Below are 22,392 nucleotides of genomic sequence, written 5' to 3'. Positions count from 1 at the left end.
GGCAGCAGCCGCTCGGCCGCCGCGAGGCTCCGCAGCTCCCGCTCGAGCGCCGCGACCCGCGGCGCGTCGGCGAGCAGCTGCGCGTGCTTCGCCTCCTTCTCGCGCAGCGCCAGCAGCCGCTCGCGCACCTGCGCGCGCTCCGCGTGCAGCCGCTCCGCTTCCGCGAGCGCGGCGCGCGCCTCCGCGGCCAAGGCCGCCGCTTCGCGGTAGCGCGCCTCGGCCGCTTCCACCGCGGCGGCCGACGCGTCGCCGAGGCCGAGCTGCTCAGCGGCCGCTTCCTGAAGCGCGGCCTCCGCCGTCTTCAGCCGCTGGCTGAGCTTCAGCGCCAGTCCGTCGCCGAACCGCTCGAGACGGAACAAGCGCTGCAGCATGGAGCGGCGTTCCTTGCCGGTCAGCGACAGAAACTCCGCGAACTTCCCTTGCGGGAGCACGACCGCCCGCGTGAAGTCCTGCATGTTGAGCCCGATCCGCTCCTCGACGCAGCGGGTCACGTCCGCGAGCTTGTCCGCGACGACCACGTCGCCGGCGTCCGTCACTTCCACGAAGCGGCTCAGCGTATTGCTGACGGATACGTCCCCGCCGCGCTTAAACTGGCGCTCGACGCGGTACCGCTTCCGCTCCCCGCCTCCGGCCAAATCAAAGGTGAACGCGACGGCCAGCGTCTTCTCCGCTTGGTTCATGATACCCTGCGTGCCGCCCGCGGCGCGCTCCACCTTGCCGTAGAGCGCCAGCGTCACGGCGTCCAATATGCTCGACTTGCCGCTGCCCGTCGGCCCGAAGATGCCGAACACGCCCGCTTCGCACAGCCGCTCGAAATCGACCTCCTGCGCTTCGCGGTAGCTCTGCAAGCCGCTTAATTTCAACAAGATCGGCTTCATGCCCGCTCACCTCCCGCTTGCGCCGCGCCGGCCGCTTCCCCTTCGCCGGCGTCCGGCGCGTCGTCCTCTTCGGCGATCAGCTCCAGGAACAGCCGCACCGTCTCCTCGTCCGGGTCCCCGCCGCCGGTTTGGCGCGAGAAGAAGCGGCGGAACAACTCCTCGGCCGGCAGTTGCTCCCGCGCTCGCTCGTCGAGCGCCATCGCCTCCGCCGTCTCCGGATAAACCGGCCGGATATGTACGAGTCCGTCGTGCATGCGGCGCAGCTGCTGAATATGCTGCAGCGTCATGGCGTCCGTCATATGGATGCTGAGGTCGATCCAAGCCCGGGCGTCCCGGCCCTCCTCGAGCCAGCCCGTCACCTCGGCGATGCCGCCCTTCGCGTTCCACTTGACGACCGGGCGGCCGCAGCCGAGCAGCACTTCCCGCGGTTCGACGGCCGCGCCGGGCTTCGCGTCGAAGACGACGACCGACTTGGCTTGTCCCGCTTCCGAGAAGCTGTAGGCAAGCGGCGAACCGCTGTAGCGCATCGTCTCGTCTCCCGCCACGCGCTGCGGCCGGTGCAAATGGCCGAGGGCTACGTACTGCGCGCCGATCCGCAGCGCGGACGGATCCACCGTATACGCGCCGCCGATCTGGATCGGACGCTCCGAGTCCGTTTCCAGACCGCCCAGCACGTAGATGTGGCTCATCGCCAAATTGACGGTATCGGGGCGGAACGCCGAGCCGAGTCCGGCCATCAGCCGTCCGACCCGTTCCGAATAGGCGCTGCGGAGTAAACCTTCGTCCGTCTCTTCGCTCAGCAGCTCCCGCAAGCGGGACTCCGACGGGTACGGCAGCGCGGCGATGACCGCCTGCTCCCCGGTGCGGGCCACGTCGACGACGAGCGGCCAGTCCGTCGGCATGCCGACGAGCCGGATGCCGCTGCGCGCGGCCAGCGGCGCCGACGCCGCCACCCGGTCGGGATGGTCGTGGTTGCCGGCGATGACGGCGATCGTCCGCCTGCCGCCGTCCGCGAGGCGCGCGACGGCCTCGTAAAACAACGCTTCCGCCGCCGCGGGCGGATTGACGGAGTCGTACACGTCGCCGGCGAGCAGGATGAGGTCGATCGCTTCGTCGTTCGCCAGCGCCGCCAGCTCGTCGACGAAGGCCGCCTGTTCCTCCAGCCGGCTCCGGCCTTCGAGCGTCCGCCCGAAGTGCCAATCGGCCGTATGCAATATTCGCATGATTGTTCGTTCCCCCGTCCCATGAATTAAAACAGCTTAACGGACTTGCCCCCGTCCAGGAAAAACACGTAGCACTCGTCAACCTTGACGCCGATGGCGGACGCGATCGCCTCCGCGTAGAGCGTCAGCTGGAAACGATGGCGTTCCGCCGCTTCCTTCCACTTGCCGAGACGGACGCGGTCCGTCTTGTAATCAAGCAGCACGAGCCCGTGTTCATCCTTGAACAGACAGTCGATCACGCCTTGGATGAGCACCGGCTCGTTCGCGACGCCGGACGGCAGGTCCGGGTACACGCGAGAAGCCGGCAGCGTGCAGCTGAACGGCGTCTCCCGGCGCACCCACGACGCGGCCAGCAGCCGGCGCCCGACCTCTTCGCCGAAGAAGGCCGCCGCGCCCGCCGCGTCCACGGCTTCGGCCTGCTGCGCCGTCAGCATGCGCCGCTCCACGAGACTCGCGATCGTGTCGGCGACCGTCGCCTCCGTCACGCCGTCTGCCCCGTCCAGCGGAATATGCTGCATGACGAGGTGGCTGACCGTCCCCCGTTCCGCGGCCGTGAGCGACGCTTCTTCCATAAACCGCGGCCGGCGCAGCCGGAACGTCATTTCCCCGCCGCCTGCTCCTTGGCTGGCCGTTCCGCCCGCGCGCTTCGCGTTCGCCGCGCGGACGTCCGCCGGGTCGTGCGCCGCTTCGGCCGCCGCTGACGCACCGAAGTCGAAGCTGAGCTGCTCCAGACCGCCGGCATCGTTCACTGCAGGCGGCGCTTCGCGCGCGGTACTTTCTCCTAACCGACCGTCTTCAGCAATGGCCCCGAACGACTCGTCCCCGAGAGGCTCCGCAGGCAACGGCGCAGTGCCATCCAGGCCGGCCATTCCGGCCATTCCGGCCATGCCGTCCTCACCGGCCGCTTCCGGCAGCAGCAGCGCGTCCTCGTCCTGGTTCCATTCGGCATGGAGCCGCTTCATCTCCGTCACCGACGTTTTGGCGGCCGTGGACGACGCCGAGGCGAACGGGTACGTCCAGCCGAGCCGCCGGGCGATCTCGGCCGCTTCGGCCGGTTCGGCCTCGTCGTCGACGGGCGCGAGATGCTGAACCGCGAGCATGCGCGCCTCATAAGCCGCCAGCGCCGCGTCGTCGGCCTCCGCGCCGGCCGCGGCTTCCAAGCCGAGCAAGCCCGCGGGGACGACCGACGTCCGCCATGTGCCGAACGGCACGACGACGCGATCCGCGCCAACGGCCGGGGCGGGACGCCCCTCGCTTTCCAGCATGGGCGGACGCGGCCCGGAGGACGGCAAGCGCGAGGCCGTCTCGCCGGCCTCCTCTTCCGCTCGCGCTCCCTGTTCATGCGACCGGAGCGTACCCTCGCCGCCTACCATGGGCTCCGCTGCGATGACGGACGCGTCGTTCCGACCGCCGGCCAGCGCGCCCATCGGCGCATCCGATACCGCCTCGAGCGCGGTCTCCGCCTGCCCGGCAGTCCCGGCCGACAGCGGAAGGCCCGCGCTCATGGCGAGCGGACCGAGCCAATCGAGGAACCGCGCCGCGCCCGCGATGCGGAAATCCGGCAGCCGCCCGTTCGCGTCCAGCGCGGACTGCCAGCGCTGCAGCTGCTTAGCCGCGTCGGCGACCGTGCCGACGAGGAACATTTTTTCCTTCGGCCGCGTGAGCGCGACGTACAGAATCCGCATCTCCTCCGCCAGCGATTCCATGCCGAGCCGGTGGCGGATCGCCAAATACGGCAAGGTCGGGTAGGTTACCCTCAGATCCGTGTCCACGTAGCGGGGGCCGAAGCCCAGCTGCTTGTGCATGAGGAACGGGCTGTTCAAGTCACGCCGGTTGAACGTCTTGCCGAGGCCGGCCGCGAAGACGACCGGAAACTCCAGCCCTTTGCTCTTGTGGATGGACATGATGCGCACGACGTCCTCCTGCTCGCCGAGCGCCCGGGCGGTCCCGAGATCGCCGCCGCTGTCCCGCATCCGGTCGATGAACCGGAGGAAGCGGAACAGCCCCCGCAGCGTCGTCGCCTCGTATTGGCGGGCCCGGTCGTGCAGCGCGCGCAGGTTGGCCTGCCGCTGCAGTCCGCCGGTCATCCCGCCGACCAGATCGTAATAGCCCGTCTCCCGGTAGATCCGCCACAGCAGATCCGCGAGCGAGCCTTGGCGGGCTTCGCCGCGCCACGTCTCGAGCGCCTCCAGGAAGCGGCTAAGCTTCGCCCGCGTCTCTTCCGGTACGGACGAATCGGCCTCCGCCGTCCGGACCGCCTCGAAATACGGCGCGCGTCCGCCGGCGATGCGGATCAGCGCCAGCTCCTCCCCGGACAGGCCGACGATCGGCGAACGCAGCGCGCCCGCGAGCGGAATGTCCTGGTACGGATTATCGATGACGCGCAGCAGCGACAGCATCGTCTCCACCTCGGTCGCCTCGAAGTACCCGCTGCTCAGCTCGGCGTAAGCCGGTATGCCGTGCTGCTGCAGCTCCTCGATGATGACCGGCGCCCACTGCTTGTCCGCGCGCAGCAGGATGACGATGTCCCGCCATTCGAGCGGCCGCTTGCGTCCTTTCCTGCCGTCGTAGACAAGGAACGGTTCCTCCGTCATGCCGTTGTCCGCCGCGGCTCCTTTCAGCCGGAGAATCCGGCTCGCGATCCAGCGCGCTTCCAGCTGGACCGTCTGGAGGTCCTCCGCGCTGTCGGCCGGCGCCTCGCCTGTTTCCGCGGCTTCGCCTTCGGCCGCCGCGCCGCTTCGCTCCTCGCCGTCGTCGCCGCCGCGGTCCAGCACGGCGAATTCCACCGCGTACCGCTTCGGCGAGCCGCCGTCGTCGGACGGCGGGTACGAGGCGCCGCAGACGAGCTCCGCGCGCGCGTCGTAATCCATTTCTGCCGCCTTCTCGCGCATGATGGCCCGGAACACCTCGTTGACGCCGTCCACGACTTCCTGCCGGCTGCGGAAATTCCGCGCCAGGTCGATGCGAACGCCGTAGGCCGGCTCATCGCCGTCCGGCTCCGACCCGGCGGCGACTTCCGCGAGCGCCGGCAGCAGCGCTTCGCCGGACGATTCGCCGGCCGGTTCTGCCGCGCGCGCCGGCAGCAAGATCGCTTCGCGGCTTCGCGGCGCCTTGACCGCGGCCGCGCCGCCATCAACCGACGGTGTAGACGCTTCCTCAGCCGGAACGAACGACTTGTATTTGCTTAAGAACAGTCCCGGCTCCGCCAAGCGGAACCGGTAGATGCTCTGCTTCACGTCGCCGACCATGAAACGGTTGCCTCGGCCCGGCCGGCCGATCAGCGAGACGATCGCTTCCTGCACCATGTTCGTGTCCTGATACTCGTCAAGCAGAATCTCCTCGAACTGCTGGCGGTACTCCAGGGCCGCCGGTGACGGCAGCAGCCGCTCCGGCGTCGAAGCCGGGTCCCGCAGGATTCGCAGGCAGTAATGCTCCATGTCGCCGAAGTCGATCAGACCCTTCTCCAGCTTGGCCGCTTCGAACCGTTCGCCGAACAGCTCGACGAGGCCGGCGAGCGTCTCCATATAAGGCGCCGATTCCAGCAGCTCCGCCGCGAACTGGTCCGCTGTCCGAACGAACAGCTCATCGTTCAGGCTGCCGATCAGGTCCTTGGCCCGTTCCCGCAGGTCCTTGGCCTGCTCCTGCAGCCCTTTGTCTGCGTCACCGCGCTGGCTCTTCAGCTTGCCGAAGCCCGCCGCCGCGAACGCCTCGTGCCACGTTTCCCACGGTTCGCGCTCCACGCGGGTGCGCAAGGCGCGGACGACCGCCAGGTCGTCATCGAAAGTAGCGGCGTACGCGTCCGGTCCCGCCGGCTGCCGCGCAATATCGAGCGCCTGCTCCAGCAAGCTCTCCGCGCCCTGCAGCGTCAGCGCGACGACGGCGCCGAGGCTCGCTACCCATTCCGTGCGCCCCAGCTCCGCCGCGTCCCGGACGCGGAAGGAAGCCGCGGTCTGCCGCAGCCACGCGTTCGGCCACGGATGGCTCCGGGCGAAGTCGTACAGCTTCAGCACGAGCGCGTACAGCGGCTCGTCGCCGCGTTCGCCGCCGAACCGGTCCGCGAGCGCGAGGAAGTCCGCCCCTTCCGCGACGTTCCGTTCCGCCGCCGCGTAGCGCTCCTCGAACAGCTCGTCCAGCACGTCCATGCGCAGCAGCTCCGCCTCCGTCTCGTTGGCGATCCGAAAGCCGGGATCGAGTCCGATCAGCGAATAGTACCGCCGGATCACGTCGAGGCAGAAGGAATGGAGCGTCGTGATGGACGCCCGGCCCATCAGGGCGAGCTGCCTGCGCAGATGATCGGAATCCGGTCGCTTGTCCAGCTCCTTCTCGAGCGCGATCCGGATCCGCTCCTTCATCTCGGCTGCGGCCGCCTTCGTGAACGTCGCGACGAGCAGCCGGTCGACGTCCGTGTCGTTCGCGATTTTGCGGATGATCCGCTCGACGAGCACGGCCGTCTTGCCGGAGCCCGCCGCCGCGGCGACGAGGATGTTGCTCCCGCCCGTCACGATGGCGCGCCATTGATCGTCCGTCCATGTGCTTCCGGCCGGTTTGGCCGGCATCGTTTGCGCCGTCGTCATGCTCCGTCATCCCCCTTCCCTTCCGTCTGGGCGTTGCCCGCGGCATCGTTCATTTCCCGTTTCGCTTCTTCCGCCTGCTCGTCCCCGGCCGAAAGCAGCTTCCATACGTCGTCCTTGCCGGTCTTCTGCAGCTTGTTGTAGCCGTTGCCCTCGATCAGCGGATCGAACTGGCACACCGGCTTATAATCGCAAAACTCGCACGGCGTCTTGCCGCCCAGCCGGTAAGGCGCGATCGACACGTCGCCGCTCGCGATCCGGTCGCCGATCTTGCGGAGCGTGCCCCGAACCGAACGGCGCAGCGTGCCCCACTGCTCTTCCGAAACGACGGAAGAGCTGCTGTAGAACCCGCCGTCCCGCTTCAAGGCGAGCGGCAGCAATTCGGAATAGCCCGCCGTCAGCGCGCCGTCCATCAGCCGGACCGTCTCTTCGTCGGCGAGCACGAGACCCTTGAGCTTGAACCGCTTCAGCATCTCCGCCCGCGCCTTCGCCGGCGGCAGGCCGTTGGAGGAAGCCAGCATCGGGTTGTGTACGTGGAAATAGAGCGCGCCCGCCGCCTTCGCCGGCTGGCCGAGCCACTCCGGCGCGTGCGTCAGCAGCACGTCCAGGTACGTCAGCATCTGCAGTGCCATGCCGTACGCCACCTCTTCTAGCCGGAGCTGCTTCGCGCTCGACTTGTAGTCGATGACGCGCAGCAGCAGGCCGTCGGCCGTCTGCGCGGCGTCCACGCGGTCGATCCGGCCGGCCATTTCCAGCGTCCGCCCGTCCGACAGCGGAATCGTGACCGGCGGCAGCGGCCCGTCCGGCCCGAAGCCGATTTCGAGCCCGACCGGGCGGAACTGCGCCCGGCGCGCATGTTCGCCGAGAATGACCGCGGCCTGACCGATAATATCGCGCAGCTTGCGCGCCACGTACTGGTGGCGGCTGCTGCTGAGCAGAATTTGCGACTGCAGCCTCGCCGCCAGCTCGCCGACGATCGCCGCGCAATGCTCGCGCAGCTCCTCCGGCGTCAAGGAGCCCCAGCGGTCGCCGAGCGTCTCCGTGAGCCGGCTGAGCGCGGCATGGAACAGCTGCCCGATGTCCGGCGCGGCCAGCTTGTACTGCGCCCGCTCGCGCAGCCGCAGCCCGTGGATGGCGAAATGCTGGAATGGGCAGGAGACGAAGCGCTCCATCCGGGAGACGCTGCCTCGCAGCAGCTTGCCATACAGCCGGTCCGCCGTCTCGCGGGACAGCGCGGGCTCTTCGTTTGTGTAGTGCAGCGAGCCGGCGAGACGGCGCAGCTTGTCCTGCCATGCCGGCCGCGCGGCGAACCAATTGTACGTCTCCCACCACAGCGGGGCGATCGCCGTCCCGTGCCGCCATGCCCGCAGCTGCGTCACGAGGTACGAGAGCGTCCGTTCCGGATGCGCCACGAACGAGCGCTGCTCGTCCGCGGACATACCCGATACGGGTTCCATGGCGGCGCCCGTTTCCGCCAGCCCTGGAAACAGCCCTTTCACATGCCGGATGACCTCGGACGGCAGCAGGCTCTTGCCCTCTTCGTCAGCCAGCGGCCAGCTGATCCACAGATGCCGGCTCGCGGTGGTCAGCGCGTTATAGATCATGAACCGCTCGTCCAGCAGCTTCCGGCGAACGCCCGGCGCCATGACGAGGCCGCCGCTCTCCATCGTTTCCCGCTCCTGCTCCGTCAGCACGCCGTCCTCCTGCATCCGCTGGGGCATGACGCCGTCGCTCGCGCCGAGCAGGTAGCAGACGAGAATGTTGCCGGAACGCGTCCGGTCGATGCTGCCGATCAGCACCTGGTCGAGCGATGGGGGCACCGCAGCCAGCTTCAGACTCTCGAGCCCGGTCTCGACCATGCCGGCGAACAGCTCGAGGGGCAGCGCCTCCGCGCCTGTCATCTCCGTCAGCTGGTCGAGCAGGTCCATCACGCCGTCCCACAGCTGCCGGTGCTCCCGCGCGCGCAGCGGATTGCCCGCGGCGGACTCCCTGCGGCTCCAGCGCTCCAGCCGGTCAGGCGCGTCGACGGCCATCAGCAGCCGGTACAGCGCCTCGCACATGCCCCGGACGTCCTGCGCCTTCTTCAGCTCGCGGACGAACTTGCGCAGGACGGGCACGACGGCTTCGCGCGCGGCCATGACCGCTTCGAATTCGCGGCGCTCGCGTTCGCCCGCCTCGGCGGGTTCGCCTTCCAGCGTGTCCCGCGCGAGCGGCTTCCACTGGCTGGCCGTCAGCCATTTGTTGCCGTTCATGCCCGTCGCGAGGGCGTAATTCTCCAGGAGGTCGAACGTTTCCCGCGTGACGCTGCCGTCTTCCGGCAGCAGCAGCTCCGTCTTGACGCAGCGGAACACCGCCTCGAACCGCCAGCCGTACGTCGCGATTTCGAGCGCGGACCGGACGAATTCGACGAGCGGGTGATGCAGCGCGGCGTTCTTCTGATCGAGGAAGAACGGGATGCCGTAATCGGCGAAGACCGCCTTGATGTAGTCGTTGTAATCCGGAGCGTTGCGCACCATTACCGCGAGGTCGCGGTAGCGCAGCCCTTCGTCGCGCACCCGGCGGACGATGTCCCGGGCGGCGGCCTCCACCTCGGCGCGCCGGCCGGAAGCGGCGTGGAGGGAGATCTCCCCGTCCGCCAGCTGCTCCTCCGGCAGCCGCAGCGGCGTCCGGCCGCCGCGGCCGTAATGCCGCTCGACGTGGGCGAGCATCGGAACGTCCTTGAACCGCCACGGCGTGTCCGTCAGCAGCAGCGGCTCTTCGACGTCGACGCCGTTGTTCGCCGCCAGCTCGCGAAGCTTCAGGAACGTCTCTGCCGTCGGGCGGAACAGATCCAGCTCGTGCGGCAAGTCCCCGATGCCGTAATGCTTGTCCAGGCACAGCGTGACCGTCATGTGCTTCGCGTGCTTCATGAGCGCTTCCAGTGCCTCGAGCTCCTTCGGCGTGAAGCCGTGGAAGCCATCGACCCAAATCTCGCAATCCCGCATCGACGGCGCTTCGCGCAGCCCTCTCGCCAGCCAGCTCAAATAATCCTCCGCATCTATGTACAAGCCCGCAAGCTCCCGCTCCAGCCGGTCTGCGATAAGCTGCAGGTCGCCAAGCTTCCGCCCGAGCAGCGAATGGCGGCTCCCCGCGAGCCCTTGCTCCCCGAACGCCCGCAGCGCCTCGGCGTCGATGCCGTACCTCTTCCATTCCGTCATCAGCTCGCCCAGCCGTTCGATGAACCCGTGCTGGCTCTCGCTGCCCTGGAACAGCTGCAGCTCGCCCTTCAGCCGGGAGACGATTTTGTAGAGCAGCATGTTTTTGCCGTCTTCGCCGATCGGCGTCAGCGCCGTTCCCCCGGTCTCCTGCATGACCCGGAACGACAGCCGCCGGAAGCTGAGGGCCTGCGCCCGGATCGTCCCCTTCAAGGGCGAATCCGGCCTGCCGAGCAGCGCGTACTCCGTTTGGAAGGTCGCCTGCTCCGGCACGAGCATGACGAGCGGCGGGCCGTCGGGCAGCTCCCGGATCCGGCTCGTAATGGCCGAGAGGCAATGATGGGTCTTCCCCGCGCCCGAACGGCCGAGGACAAAACGAAGCGCCATGCGCCCACCTCTTCTTTCTCGCAATCGATTCTACTATCGGTTGTTCTATTCTAGCATACCGGATGCGGTCCTTTCACCCCGAAAAGCGAATATTTGTTCGATTCCGCCGCAGGTAAATCCTGCTCGGCGCCGGTTGGCCCGAATATCGCGGCGAGCGCAAAAAAAAGAGCGGCCCTCGGGGGAAGCCCCGGGGGTCCGCTCTTGCTCGGTCGGTTATCGATTGTCTGGTTCATGCCGCTCCTCGCCGCCGGCCTCTTACTTGCTCCGCACTTCGAAGATGGCGAACTTCAAATAGTGGCCTTCGTTCACGCCGAGAATTTGCGGATGATCCTTGCCCGCCGCGCGCCATTCGATGAGCCGCAGCGTTTTGCCGGCATCTGCCGCCGCCGCCTGGATCGTCTCCAGGAACAGCTCGGGCCGCATGTGGTACGAGCAGCTGGCCGTCACGAGGTAGCCGCCTTCGTTCACCAGCTTCATGCCCTGCAGGTTGATGTCCTTGTAGCCTCTCACCGCGCCTTCGACCGCGTGCTTCGTCTTCGCGAACGCCGGCGGGTCGAGAATGACGACGTCCCACTTGCGGCCGGACTCCCCGCTCAGCGGCTTCGACGTGTCGACCTTCGCGCCGCTGCCGGCCCTGCCCCGCTCCAACCGCTCCTCGATGCCCTTCGCCTGCTCGCGCAAATACGCGAATGCGTCCGCGACCACGAACTCGACGCGGTCCGAGAATCCGTTGCGCGCGACGTTGCGCTTCGCCGTCTCCACGGCGTGGGCGGAGACGTCGAGGCACGTCACCTTCTTCGCCCCGTATTTGCACGCGTGCAGCGTGAAGCTGCCCGTGTGGGCGAAGCATTCCAGCACCGTCGCGCCGTCCCAGTACGGGAACGTGACGACTTTGCCGTTTGCGTTGACCGGCACGAGCCGGCGCTCCTCCAGCTCGGCGATCGTGCCGGTATCGTCGGCCTCCGCGGCTTGCTCCTCCGCGGGCTGCTCGACGAGCCGGATGCCGCTGCGCGCGCCCCAGCCCGTCATGAGCGGCGCGATCGACGCGCGGTTCTCGCGCTGGTCGAAGAAGTAGCCCGTTTTCTGCCCTTCGACGATGTCGACCTCCAGCTTGAGGCCGTTTTCCGTAATCTCCACGATGCGCGGACATTCTCCGTAGAGCACGCCGGTCCGCTCCTCGAGCCCTTCGAGGGCGCGCACGGAGACGTCGCTCCGTTCGTAGATGCCGTCCGGCTCGAATACGGCGACGAGCGCCGCCACGAGCGCGTCCCGGGCAGCCTCCATCCCCAGCGTCAGCAGCTGGACGACGAGCACGCCGCCGAACCGGTCGACGATGAGCCCCGGGAGAAAATCCGCTTCGCCGTATACGAGCCGGCAATCACGGCCGTTCACGAAGCGCCGCCGGTGCTGCTCGCATTGCCGGAACCGTTCCGCGAAAAAGGCTTCGTCCATCGCTTCGACCGGCCTGTAGGCGACGATGCGCACCGCGATCTGCGAGGCAGGGTTCCAATAGCCCGTCGCCAAATACCGTCCCTGGTGATTGACGACGTCCACCAGGCCGCCGGGCGCGCCTTCGCCTTCGATCCGCTCGATCTCGCTCGCGAAAATCCACGGATGGCCGCCTTCCGTTCTTTTTTTCCGTTCTTTCTTCAATACCGCTCTTGCGCGTTCCATCTCTGCCTCCGCCTCTTTCGCCCCTGAAATGCTTGTCATGCTTGTCTCGCCGTTCGCATATGTATCGTTACCTGATAAACCGCCGGATTGTATCGCGTCGTCGAATCGTATAGTCGAATCAGCCAGACGCCGTCCTTCCTTCGTTTGCCGCATATCCACCGTAAAGGAGCTTGCCCGATGATGCTGTTTACCATCGCGCTGCCGATGCTCGGCGGCTTCGCCTTATTCCTGTCCGGCATGCGGACGATGGAGCTCGCCCTGCATCGTAGCGTCGGCCGCAACCTTCACCGCCTCCTGGAACGTTTCACCTCCACGCCGCTGCACGGACTGTTGGTCGGAACCGCGACGACGGCCGTCCTGCAGAGCAGCACGGCCGTTACGGTGATGGCGATCGGCATGGTCAACGCCGGCCTGCTGACGTTCCCGCGCACGCTCGGCATCGTGCTCGGCACGAATATCGGCACCTGCCTGACCACGGAGCTGATCGGCTTGAACCTGGGCCGCTTCGGCCTGCCGCTGCTCGGCTGCTCGTTCGCACTCTGGCTGCTGACCGCGCTCTTCGGCGAAATGGAATTCGGCCGAAGCAGCGCCGCGATGCGGCGGATCGGGCGCGCGATCGTTCCGCTGCGCACCGGCGCCGTCGTCACGGGCGGCTTCGCCCTGCTGCTCGTCGGCATCGCGCTGATGCAGTCGATCGCGCCGGCCGTCCAATCGACGCCGTTCTTCGAAGCCTTCCTGCGCCATGCGGAATCGAGCGTCCTCTGGGGACTCGCGGCCGGCGTGGTGCTGACGGCCATTATCCACAGCGGCGCGGCCGTCATCGGCATCGCGATGGGTCTCGCCGAATCCGGCGTCATGCCGGTCGAAGTCGGCATTGCCATCGTGCTCGGCGCCAACGTCGGCACCTGCGTCACCGCGGTCATCGCCGCGATCGGGGGCACGCCGTCCGGCCGGTTCGTGGCCTGGTCGCACGTGCTGCTGAACGTCGGCGGCGCCGCCATGTTCGCCCCGTTCACGGCGCAGCTCGGGCAAGCCGCGGCCTGGTTGACCGCGTCCCCCGCCAGTCAGATCGCGCACGCGCAGACGATGTTCAATATCGCCTGCTCGCTGCTCGCGCTGCCGATTTGCTACCACCCGCGGCTCCGCCGGTTCCGGGCCGGTTGACGCGGCGCAGCCCGGGCGCGCTCCGGTGCCGTATTAATGGCCGTCCATGAACGTGAACCCCAGCAGCCGCAGCGCGCCGCCCAGAATCCGGTCATTATTATTGTAGCCGGACTGCTTCTGCCTGCGCCACGCTTCCGCCGGCTCGAACCATTCCACGCCGCGGATCTCCTCCACCTGCGCCTGCAGCTTGCCGCCGACGGCCTCGACGAGGTAATAATGGACCTCTTTGTCGACAAGACCTTTGGCCTCATGGCTGTACCGATACTTGATCTGATCGATCGGGGACACGATCTTGCCTAGAATTCCGGTTTCTTCCGAAATTTCGCGCAGGGCCGTTTGTTCCACGGTTTCGCCCGGTTCCATCTTGCCCTTGGGCAGCGAGATTTTGCCGTAGCGGTCTTGTATCAGCTGAATTTGAAGCTCGCCGTTCACCCGGCGAAATACGACGCCCCCGGCTGAAATTTCTTTCATATGTGTCTCCCCTCCGCCATCTCTGAATCGGCTCGGTATGTAGAGCAAGGATTCCTGCCTGCCTCGCGGGCGGGAACAAGAATCCTTGCGGGTAAACATGTTCGGTTCGTCAGGCTTGCAGCGCCTGCGGCAGCGGCTTGCGCTTGGCTTCCTCCGCCCGCACCGCGGTCGCGGCGCGTTCAGCCGCCGGCGTATGCTCCTCCAGCACGCGGACGAGCACGCCTTGGCATTCGTTGACGCCGGCTTCCGCGATCTTCACCCGGCACAGCTGGCCGATAAGCGATTCGGCCCCGTCGAACGCGATCTGAATGTAGTTGTCGGAGTAGCCCATGACGCGGCTCTCGCCGTCCGGCCCCTTAAGCCCGCGCTCCGGAATGACGTCCAGCACCTGGCCGACATAGCGTTCCGCATACTGCAGCTGCATGCGCTCCGACAAGTCGATGAGCTGATGAACGCGCTCGTTCTTCACCTCTTCGTCGACCTGGTCCTCCATCCGCGCGGCCGGGGTGCCCGTACGCTTGGAGTACGGGAAGACGTGCATTTCTGCGAATCTGAGCTTCTCCATGAAGTCGTAGCCGTTCCGGAACATCTCTTCCGTCTCGCCCGGGAAGCCGACGATAACGTCGGTCGTGATCGCGACGCCCGGCATCGCTTCGTGCAGCAGCCGGATCTTCTCCGCGAACTCTTCCACCGTATATTTGCGGCGCATCCGCTTGAGCACGTCGTTATGGCCCGCCTGAAGCGGAATGTGCAGGTGGCGGCACATTTTGGCGGACTTGTTGAGCACCTCGATCATCTTGTCGTCGATCTGGCTCGCTTCGATGGAGCTGATCCGAATCCGTTCCAGCCCTTCAATGGCATCCAAGTCCCAGAGCAGGTCCGACAAACGGTAGTTTTCCATATCGTCGCCATATCCGCCTGTATGAATACCCGTGAGCACGATTTCCTTGTAACCGGCATCCACGAGCTGCCGCGCCTGGTCGAGCACGCTCTTCGGATCGCGGCTGCGGGACAGCCCGCGGGACCACGGAATGATGCAGAAGGTGCAGAAGTTGTTGCAGCCCTCCTGAATCTTCAGGAACGCGCGCGTGCGCTCCGCGAAATCCGGTACGTCGAGCTCTTCGAACTCGCGCGTCTTCATGATGTTGCGGACGGCGTTGACCGGCTTGCGTTCGTTTTGCAGGTCCCGGATGTAGCCCATCAGCTTATCCCGGTCCTGCGTGCCGATGACGAGATCGACGCCTTCGATCGCGAGAATCTCGGCCGGCGATGTCTGCGCGTAGCAGCCTGTCACCGCGATGATCGCGTCGGGGTTGCGCCGAATAGCGCGGCGGATGATCTGCCGGCTCTTCTTGTCCCCCGTGTTCGTCACCGTGCACGTATTGATCAAATACACGTCCGCGGTCGTCGTTTCGAAATCCACCTGTTCGTAACCTTCGTTTTTGAACAGCTGCCAGACCGCTTCCGTATCATAGAAGTTTACTTTGCATCCCAATGTATAAAAAGCAACCGACGGCATGTCGTTAGACGCCTCCCATTTCTCCTGATTCGTACATGAGGCAGGCGAGTCCCACCATCGCGGCGGTTTCCGTGCGCAAAATTCGCTTGCCCAAGCCGACGACGACCGCGCCGGCCTCTTCCGCTTCTTCGGCTTCGCGCTCGGTGAAGCCGCCTTCCGGGCCGACGACGAGCAGCACGCTGCGCGCCCCGTCCCAACCGCCGTCCCGAATCCGGGCGGCCATGGCTTCTCGCAAGCCTTTGCCGCCGCTCTCCTTCTCGTAGCAGAACAGCGCCAAATCGTACGACGGAATCCGCGCGACCAGCTGCTTCCACGTCGCCACGGCCTCGATCGCCGGAATGCGGCTCCGATGCGCCTGCTCGGCCGCTTCCTTGGCGATTTTGGCCCAGCGCTCCAGCCGCTTCGCTTCCTTCTTCCCGTCGTACTGCACGATCATCCGCTGGGATTCGAACGGCAGAAACGCCGCCGCCCCGATCTCGGTTCCCTTCTGGATGACCAGCTCCATCTTGTCGCCCTTGGGCAGACTCTGCGCGATCGTCACCGACCAAAGCGGCTCGCCGTTCATCGGCAGCCATTCCGCGGCTTCGGCTTCTACCCGCCCCGGCGAGATGGCCGCGATTCGCGCCTCAGCCACGCGGGAGACGCCGTCGCTGACGATGATGACGTCGCCGGCCTCCATGCGCATGACGCGCGTTATGTGATGAGCATCGTCTCCGGCGAGCACGATCCGGCTCCCGTCGATCTGCTCCGTCGTTACAAAGTATCGCTGCATCGGTGTAGAACCTTTCCTATCGAATCGCGGGCCGCCGGCCGGCAGTCCGCGTGAACGCTCCAACCTTCATCATACACGTTTTGAACCCGCTTCGCCAGCGGGCAAAAGATTTACCAGCGGGACCGCGGATTAATTGGACATCGCAAAGAAATCCGTCCAAAGCAGCGGCCAATTCACGGGATCAAACACGAGCTCGCACCTGCGGCAGACGAACAGGAATATCTCGACCGAATACGAGAACAACGGGTCAAGCGTGTTGCTTCGCAGCGCGGGGATGAACACGATCAGCAGGAACAGGAAGATGCCCCAATGGGCCAGCTGGTCCATGCGGTACCTGACCTGAAGCGGAACGAGGTCCTGAATGATCCGGTAGCCGTCGAGCGGCGGAACCGGAATGAGGTTGAACAGGAACAGCAAAATATTAATCGTGATGAGATAATAGGAAAAATGCCCGATCGCCTGCTGGACGCCGTGGGAGGCCGTGCTCAAATAGCCGGTTTCGTTGAGTATATAGACCGCGATAATGCCGAGGACGGCGATCAGCAGGTTGCTGAGCGGTCCGACCGCCGATACGACGATGCCCATCAGCCGCGGATGCTTGAACTTCCCCCGGTTGACCGGAACCGGCTTCGCCCAGCCGAAGCCCGCGACGAGCAGCAGAATCGTCCCGAGCACGTCGAGATGAGCCCTCGGGTTGAGTGTGACGCGCCCCGCGTCGTAGGCTGTTTTGTCCCCGAACTTATACGCGCTGAACGCATGCGCGAATTCATGGACCGTGAACGCAATCATAAGAACGAGAAAAATAAAGGGCAGATCATTAAGCGGGTACCACAGAAATTGCGACACGCTTCAGCCTCCTAAATCGTTCGATTCGCTTGGCCGCGCAGAGCGTTCGCGGAAGCGCTGCCCGCTAGGCTCATAGAGGGCCGGGTTCCAGCGATGAACCGCCCCGCCCCTCTTCACCGCCAAGCTTCCGAAATCGCTTGCCCGTTACGCTCCTACTCCGGCTTCTTCGCCACGAACGCGATCCAGTCCTGGTCGCGCTGCCGGTCGACGATCGCGAAGCCCGCAGCTTCCAGCCCTTCGGCCACCGCTTCTTCCTTGTTCTTGAAGATGCCCGACGCGATATAAGTGCCGCCCGGCTTCAGCGCCGCATAGACGTCATCGATGAACAGCAGGATGATCTCCGCGAGAATGTTCGCGACGACCAGATCGACAGGCACCGTCACGTTGAGCGGTACCGCGTTCCCGCCTTCTTCCCGGCTCTTCAGCACGCCCAGCAGGTCGCTCAAATGGACCTGGATGTCGTTCTCCAGCCGATTCAGCCGGCTGTTCTCCGACGCCGAAGAGACGGCGATCGGATCGAGGTCGAGCGCCAGGACGCGCCGCGCCCCGAGCAGCATCGCGCCGATGGCCAGGATGCCCGAGCCCGTACCGACGTCGATGACTTCCTCGCCGCCCCGGACGACGGATTCCAACGTCCGCAGGCAGAGCGCAGTCGTCGGATGCGTGCCCGTGCCGAACGCCATGCCGGGATCCAGTTCAATGATCCGTTCGTCCGGCGATGGCGCATAGTCCTCCCACGTCGGCTTGATCGTCAGCCGCTCCGTCACGCGGATCGGCTTGAAATACTGTTTCCACGCATTCGCCCAATCCTCTTCGTCGACGAGCGCCGTCGTGATCGTATAGTCGCCGGGATCGATGCCGAATTCCCGCAGCTCGTCGATGCGCGGCGGCAGCTGCGCGACGAGCGCGTCGACGTCCGCGTCGAGCTCGGAGAAGTACCCTTTGATGACCGCGCAGCCTTCCGGAATATCGTTCAGCGGATGCTCGTACCACTGGCCGAGCGACGTGTCGCGCTGCTTGTTGAGCGTGCCCGATTCTTCGATGGATACGCCGTCCGCGTCCATTTCGTGCAGGAAGTTGGAAATCATTTCGATTGCCTCTTCCGTCGTATTGATCGTCAATTCATGCCATTTCACGCGTTCCGTTCCCCCTGAATATCGTCGATAACTTGCTTATATGCAAACCTATGAGGTCTATTCTACACTAGTTGCCGCTTCTTCACAAAACGAGCCTTCCGCCGCCGTTTACCGCGGACATGCGTTCACAGGACGTTCCAAACGAAAAAGCCGGATGCTCGGACCGCTGGGGTCCGAACATCCGGCTCTCGCGCTTTTCGCATATGCGGCTACAACTCGACCGTACCGCCGGTTTGGCGGACGAGATGAATCGCGCGCTCGACGAGCTCGTCGTCGACCGCCGCGGTCCAGGAGGTGCCGTCGGGGCTTTCGTCGATGCCGTCGACGCGCAGAAACTGCAGCTTAAGCTGCGCTTCCCGCGCCCGGCTGCCGTCCTCGAACATCGCGCGGATCGTCGTCATGGGCGCTCCGCTTCAGCGCAGGCGCTGCGCTTGCTGCGTCGCCTTCGCCTGCGCGCGGGCATCCGCATCCTCCGCGCGCTTCATCGCGATGCGGTCGGCATCGTCCGCCTGCTCCTCCGAGAACTCCACGTCCTCGTTTTTGCCGATCGGCAGGTTGCCGAAATTTTGCTTTTCCAGATTTTCGCTCATCGTCGTCGGGCTCCTTCGCGCGTGAAATAAAATGAACACGAAGGTTAGCATAAACCAATGGGCGCGATTCTATGCCTGGCCGCCGCGCGGCGTCAGTCGCCGCGGAATGCTTTTTTCATCTTCTCGAAAATCGTCTCGTGGTGCTCGTGCTGCACCTCGCTGACGCCGCCCGCGCCGCCGGCCAGCTGACGGAACAGTTCTTTTTGCTCCTCGCTCAGGTTCGTCGGCGTCACGACCGTCACCTTGACGTGCTGATCGCCTGTGCCATAGCCGCGGAGACGCGGAACGCCCTTGCCCTTGAGGCGGAAGTACGTACCCGTCTGCGTCCCGGCCGGAATCTTCAGCTTCACCTTCTCGCTCAGCGTCGGAATTTCGATCTCGTCGCCGAGCGCCGCCTGCGCGAACGTCAGCGGCACTTCGCAATAGATATCATCGTTCTCCCGCTCGAAGAAGTCGTGCGGCTTGACGCGGATGACGATGTAGAGATCGCCGGCCGGACCGCCGCGCGTGCCGCTCTCGCCTTCGCCGGACAGGCGGATTTGCGCGCCTTCGTCCACGCCGGCAGGAATTTTCACGTTGATTTTGCGCGTTTTCTTTACTTTGCCCGCGCCGTGGCAGGTTGGGCATTTTTCTTTGATGACTTTGCCCGTGCCGCTGCAGTTCGAGCACGCGCGGCGGTTGACCATTCGGCCGAACGGCGTGTTTTGCACGACTTCCTGCTGGCCGGTGCCGCGGCAGACGGAGCAGGTTTCCGGCTTCGTGCCCGGCTTGGCGCCGGAGCCCGCGCACGTGTCGCAGTTCTCGGTGCGCGGAATCGTGATCTCGGTTTCTTTGCCGAAGACGGCTTCCTTGAACTCGATCGTCATCGTATACTGCAGGTCGTTGCCGCGCTGCGGCGCGTTCGGATCGCGCCGGCCGCCCCCGCCGAAGAACATGTCGAAGATGTCTCCGAAGCCGCCGCCAAAGTCCGCGCCGCCTCCGCCGCCGAAGCCTTGGTTCGGATCGACATGCCCGTACTGGTCGTACGTGGCGCGCCTGGTATCGTCGCTCAGCACGTCGTATGCTTCCTTGACTTCCTTGAACTTCGATTCCGCGTCTGCTGCCTTGTTCACGTCCGGATGGTACTGGCGCGCCAGCTTGCGGTACGCCTTCTTGATTTCGTCTTCGTTTGCGCCTTTGTCAACGCCGAGCACTTCGTAATAATCCCGTTTAGCCAAAAATCCGTCACCCCGTCTCCTATTTCCGCTGGTTGCCTTCTCGCCGGAACAGGCGCACGCCGGCCGATTCCCGTGCGCGCCGCGTTCGGACGCCGCAATAAGCGCGCGTTCCCCGCAACCTCCCGTAATCACACGAAAAACGGCTGCGCCGTCCGTGATACAAGGACGGCGCACCGTTTACGCTAAGCCAACCGCATTCGTATTGTCGCGAAGCTTATTTCTTGTCGTCGACGACTTCGTAGTCGGCATCGACCACGTTGTCTTTGCCGCCGCCTTGCGCGCCGCCCGCTTCCGGACCCGCGCCTTGCTCGCCGCCTGCCGCTTGGGCTTGCTCGTACAGCTTCACCGACAGCTGCTGGATGATTTCCGTCAACTCTTGCGCGGCCGCGTTGATTTGCTCCACGTCGTCCGTCACGAGCGCCGCGGTCACTTTTTCCTTCGCTTCGTTCGCTTTCGCGATTTCGCCGGCGTCGACTTTGTCGCCAAGATCCTTGATTGTCTTGTCGACGGAGTAGACCAGCTGATCCGCGCTGTTCTTCGCTTCGACCAGCTCGCGGCGCTTGCGGTCTTCTTCCGCGTTCAACTCGGCATCTTTCATCATACGATCGATTTCTTCGTCCGACAAGCCGCCGGAGGACGTAATCGTGATTTTTTGGCTCTTGCCCGTGCCTTTGTCAAGTGCGGAGACGTTGACGATGCCGTTCGCGTCGATGTCGAAGGTGACCTCGATTTGCGGCACGCCGCGCGGCGCCAGCGGAATGTCGCCCAGCGTGAAGCGGCCCAGCGTCTTGTTGCCGGCGGCCATTTGGCGCTCGCCCTGCAGGACGTGAATCTCTACACTCGGCTGATTGTCCGCATACGTGGAGAACACTTGCGACTTGGACGTCGGGATCGTCGTGTTGCGCTCGATCATCTTCGTGAACACGCCGCCAGCAGTTTCGATGCCGAGGGAGAGCGGTGTAACGTCGAGCAGCACGACGTCCTTGACGTCGCCCGTCAGGACGCCCGCTTGCACCGCCGCGCCGAGGGCGACGACTTCGTCCGGGTTCACGCCCTTGTGCGGCTCTTTGCCGATGAGCCTCTTCACGGCGTCCTGCACGGCCGGAATCCGCGTGGAACCGCCGACCAGCACAACCTTGTCGATGTCGCTCGGGGACATGGCGGCATCGCTGAGCGCTTGGCGCGTAGGACCGAGGGTGCGCTCCACGAGACCCGCGGACAGCTCTTCGAATTTCGCGCGCGTCAGGCTGAGCTCCAAGTGCTGCGGCACGCCGTCGACCATCGTGATGAACGGCAGGGAAATCGTCGACGTCAGCACGCCGGACAGTTCCTTCTTCGCCTTCTCCGCCGCGTCCTTGAGACGCTGAACGGCCGCTTTGTCCTTCGACAGGTCGATGCCGTGCTCTTTTTTGAACTCCGTCACGAGATAGTCGATGATGACTTGGTCGAAGTCGTCGCCGCCGAGGTGGTTGTCGCCGCTCGTCGCTTTAACTTCGAAGAAACCGTCGCCCAGCTCGAGGATCGAGACGTCGAACGTGCCGCCGCCGAGGTCGTAGACGAGAATCGTTTGGTCTTCGGATTTTTCAAGGCCGTACGCGAGTGCGGCGGCCGTCGGCTCGTTGACGATCCGGAGCACGTCGAGGCCGGCGATCTTGCCCGCGTCTTTCGTCGCTTGGCGCTGGCTGTCGTTGAAGTAAGCCGGCACGGTGATGACCGCTTGCGTCACCGTCTGGCCGAGGTACGCTTCGGCGTCGGCTTTCAGCTTCTGCAGGATGATCGCGGAAATCTCCTGCGGCGAGAAATCCTTGCCGTCGATGACTTCCTTGTGGTTCGTGCCCATGTGGCGCTTGATCGAGATGATCGTGCGATCCGGATTCGTGATGGCTTGGCGCTTCGCGGATTCGCCGACGATGCGTTCGCCGTCCTTCTTGAAACCGACGACCGACGGCGTCGTCCGGTTGCCTTCCGGGTTCGGGATGACGACAGCTTCGCCGCCCTCCATGACCGCGACGCAGGAGTTCGTGGTTCCAAGGTCGATACCGATAACTTTGCTCATAAGTAGAAAATCCTCCCTTAAACTTAGGAAATGAATCGAGACGGCCGGCGCTACCCGCTTACTTTCACCATGGCGGGACGCAGCACTTTATCTTTCAGCATAAAGCCCTTCTGAGCTTCTTCGACGACGATGCCGTCCTCGTATTCCTCGGATTCCACCTGCATGATGGCCTGGTGAAAATCGGGATTGAACGGCTGGCCGACGGCATCCATCGGCTTCAATCCTTCGGCTTCGAGCACGCCTTCCAATTGGCGGAAAATCATCTCCACGCCTTTGGAAAAGGACTCCACATCGCCGCCCGCTTTCGCGGCTTCGATCGCCCGCCCGAAGTTGTCGACGACCGGCAGCAGCTGGCCGACGAGCTTCATCGACGCGTATTGCGCGAGCTCCTCGCGCTCCTTCGCCGTGCGGCGGCGGAAGTTGTCGAAATCCGCCTGTACGCGCAAATAGCGCTGCTGGTTCTCGTCGGCGAGCTTCGTCAGTTCCGCGATGCGGCCGTCCGCCTCGCCGGCATCCGGAATGTCGACTTCCGGCGCCGTCTCGCCTGCGGTTTCTTCCTGCTCCTCCGCAGAAGCGGCGTCCATCTCTTGCTTAGGTTCCTCATCCGTATGCTGTTCATGCACAGACACGCGAGTTGACACCTCCTATGAAATCCATCATCGTTAGTTGGCTTGATCGCGCCCCGCCGGATAAG

16 protein-coding genes are annotated in these 22,392 nt (G+C 65.1%); 1 reads left to right on the top strand and 15 read right to left on the bottom strand.

The annotated features are described in order from the left end of the window. The 5 genes from ACFPB1_RS18750 to ACFPB1_RS18730 all read right to left on the bottom strand — a co-directional run. On the bottom strand, positions 1-878 hold an 878-nt coding region (locus ACFPB1_RS18750; protein WP_379227637.1), incomplete at its 3' end, for an AAA family ATPase. Then, the gene (locus ACFPB1_RS18745) at positions 875-2,101 is read right to left on the bottom strand and encodes an exonuclease SbcCD subunit D (protein ID WP_379227636.1); all 1,227 of its coding nucleotides are present in this window, start codon (positions 2,099-2,101) and stop codon (positions 875-877) included. The genes ACFPB1_RS18745 and ACFPB1_RS18750, both read right to left, overlap by 4 nt. Positions 2,102-2,127: 26 nt before the next feature. Then, a complete protein-coding gene (locus ACFPB1_RS18740) occupies positions 2,128-6,675 on the bottom strand; it encodes a UvrD-helicase domain-containing protein (protein ID WP_379227635.1) in 4,548 nt (1,515 codons plus the stop codon). Next, positions 6,672-10,253 carry a helicase-exonuclease AddAB subunit AddB gene (gene addB / locus ACFPB1_RS18735; RefSeq protein WP_379227634.1) on the bottom strand — a complete coding sequence of 1,194 codons (3,582 nt, stop codon included), beginning with the start codon at positions 10,251-10,253 and terminating at the stop codon, positions 6,672-6,674. The genes ACFPB1_RS18740 and addB overlap by 4 nt, the downstream gene beginning before the upstream one ends. Positions 10,254-10,508: 255 nt before the next feature. Next, entirely contained in the window at positions 10,509-11,927 is a 1,419-nt protein-coding gene (locus ACFPB1_RS18730; protein ID WP_379227633.1) for a class I SAM-dependent rRNA methyltransferase, read from the bottom strand. A gap of 177 nt (positions 11,928-12,104) precedes the next feature. On the opposite strand from ACFPB1_RS18730, the gene ACFPB1_RS18725 reads away from it, so the two are divergent. Continuing rightward, complete coding sequence (locus ACFPB1_RS18725) at positions 12,105-13,091, top strand: Na/Pi cotransporter family protein (protein ID WP_379227632.1); 987 nt, start codon at positions 12,105-12,107, stop codon at positions 13,089-13,091. A 33-nt stretch (positions 13,092-13,124) separates the two neighbouring features. Here ACFPB1_RS18725 and ACFPB1_RS18720 read toward each other — a convergent pair whose 3' ends face one another. The 10 genes from ACFPB1_RS18720 to grpE all read right to left on the bottom strand — a co-directional run bounded on the left by ACFPB1_RS18720 (position 13,125) and on the right by grpE (position 22,321). After that, positions 13,125-13,562 (bottom strand): NUDIX hydrolase, encoded by a 438-nt coding sequence (locus ACFPB1_RS18720; protein WP_379227631.1) that lies wholly within the window; start codon positions 13,560-13,562, stop codon positions 13,125-13,127. Between the two features lie 109 nt (positions 13,563-13,671). Next, positions 13,672-15,081 (bottom strand): tRNA (N(6)-L-threonylcarbamoyladenosine(37)-C(2))-methylthiotransferase MtaB, encoded by a 1,410-nt coding sequence (mtaB, locus tag ACFPB1_RS18715; RefSeq protein WP_379227630.1) that lies wholly within the window; start codon positions 15,079-15,081, stop codon positions 13,672-13,674. 4 nt (positions 15,082-15,085) lie between these two features. Continuing rightward, complete coding sequence (locus tag ACFPB1_RS18710; RefSeq protein ID WP_379227629.1) at positions 15,086-15,853, bottom strand: RsmE family RNA methyltransferase; 768 nt, start codon at positions 15,851-15,853, stop codon at positions 15,086-15,088. 129 nt (positions 15,854-15,982) lie between these two features. Further along, positions 15,983-16,699, bottom strand: a complete 717-nt coding sequence (locus ACFPB1_RS18705; RefSeq protein WP_379227628.1) for a site-2 protease family protein — start codon at positions 16,697-16,699, stop codon at positions 15,983-15,985. A gap of 152 nt (positions 16,700-16,851) precedes the next feature. Further along, positions 16,852-17,835: a 50S ribosomal protein L11 methyltransferase gene (gene prmA / locus ACFPB1_RS18700; protein ID WP_379227627.1), complete on the bottom strand. Its 984-nt coding sequence runs from the start codon at positions 17,833-17,835 to the stop codon at positions 16,852-16,854. Positions 17,836-18,044: 209 nt separating this feature from the next. Further along, positions 18,045-18,236 carry a hypothetical protein gene (locus tag ACFPB1_RS18695; protein ID WP_379227626.1) on the bottom strand — a complete coding sequence of 64 codons (192 nt, stop codon included), beginning with the start codon at positions 18,234-18,236 and terminating at the stop codon, positions 18,045-18,047. A gap of 12 nt (positions 18,237-18,248) precedes the next feature. Next, positions 18,249-18,425 carry a YfhD family protein gene (locus ACFPB1_RS18690; protein WP_379227625.1) on the bottom strand — a complete coding sequence of 59 codons (177 nt, stop codon included), beginning with the start codon at positions 18,423-18,425 and terminating at the stop codon, positions 18,249-18,251. Positions 18,426-18,517: 92 nt separating this feature from the next. Continuing rightward, positions 18,518-19,642 (bottom strand): molecular chaperone DnaJ, encoded by a 1,125-nt coding sequence (gene dnaJ, locus ACFPB1_RS18685; protein ID WP_379227624.1) that lies wholly within the window; start codon positions 19,640-19,642, stop codon positions 18,518-18,520. A gap of 214 nt (positions 19,643-19,856) precedes the next feature. Next, the gene (dnaK, locus tag ACFPB1_RS18680; RefSeq protein WP_379227623.1) at positions 19,857-21,698 is read right to left on the bottom strand and encodes a molecular chaperone DnaK; all 1,842 of its coding nucleotides are present in this window, start codon (positions 21,696-21,698) and stop codon (positions 19,857-19,859) included. Positions 21,699-21,748: 50 nt separating this feature from the next. Then, positions 21,749-22,321 carry a nucleotide exchange factor GrpE gene (gene grpE, locus ACFPB1_RS18675; RefSeq protein ID WP_379227639.1) on the bottom strand — a complete coding sequence of 191 codons (573 nt, stop codon included), beginning with the start codon at positions 22,319-22,321 and terminating at the stop codon, positions 21,749-21,751. Between the last annotated feature and the right edge of the window lie 71 nt (positions 22,322-22,392).

The organism is Paenibacillus sp. GCM10023250, from assembly GCF_042653205.1.
GTDB lineage: Bacteria > Bacillota > Bacilli > Paenibacillales > Paenibacillaceae > Paenibacillus_Z.
The sequence above is the reverse complement of the archived record's forward strand: the minus strand, read 5'-3'. Positions and strand labels throughout refer to the sequence as shown.

Coding starts and splice junctions, on each gene's coding strand:
- ACFPB1_RS18710 (WP_379227629.1), bottom strand. CDS start 15,853: ATGCAGCGATACTTTGTAACGACGGAGCAGATCGACGGGAGCCGGATC.
- ACFPB1_RS18745 (WP_379227636.1), bottom strand. CDS start 2,101: ATGCGAATATTGCATACGGCCGATTGGCACTTCGGGCGGACGCTCGAA.
- ACFPB1_RS18695 (WP_379227626.1), bottom strand. CDS start 18,236: ATGACGACGATCCGCGCGATGTTCGAGGACGGCAGCCGGGCGCGGGAA.
- ACFPB1_RS18690 (WP_379227625.1), bottom strand. CDS start 18,425: ATGAGCGAAAATCTGGAAAAGCAAAATTTCGGCAACCTGCCGATCGGC.
- ACFPB1_RS18725 (WP_379227632.1), top strand. CDS start 12,105: ATGATGCTGTTTACCATCGCGCTGCCGATGCTCGGCGGCTTCGCCTTA.
- dnaK (WP_379227623.1), bottom strand. CDS start 21,698: ATGAGCAAAGTTATCGGTATCGACCTTGGAACCACGAACTCCTGCGTC.
- ACFPB1_RS18720 (WP_379227631.1), bottom strand. CDS start 13,562: ATGAAAGAAATTTCAGCCGGGGGCGTCGTATTTCGCCGGGTGAACGGC.
- ACFPB1_RS18740 (WP_379227635.1), bottom strand. CDS start 6,675: ATGACGACGGCGCAAACGATGCCGGCCAAACCGGCCGGAAGCACATGG.
- ACFPB1_RS18730 (WP_379227633.1), bottom strand. CDS start 11,927: ATGGAACGCGCAAGAGCGGTATTGAAGAAAGAACGGAAAAAAAGAACG.
- mtaB (WP_379227630.1), bottom strand. CDS start 15,081: ATGCCGTCGGTTGCTTTTTATACATTGGGATGCAAAGTAAACTTCTAT.
- addB (WP_379227634.1), bottom strand. CDS start 10,253: ATGGCGCTTCGTTTTGTCCTCGGCCGTTCGGGCGCGGGGAAGACCCAT.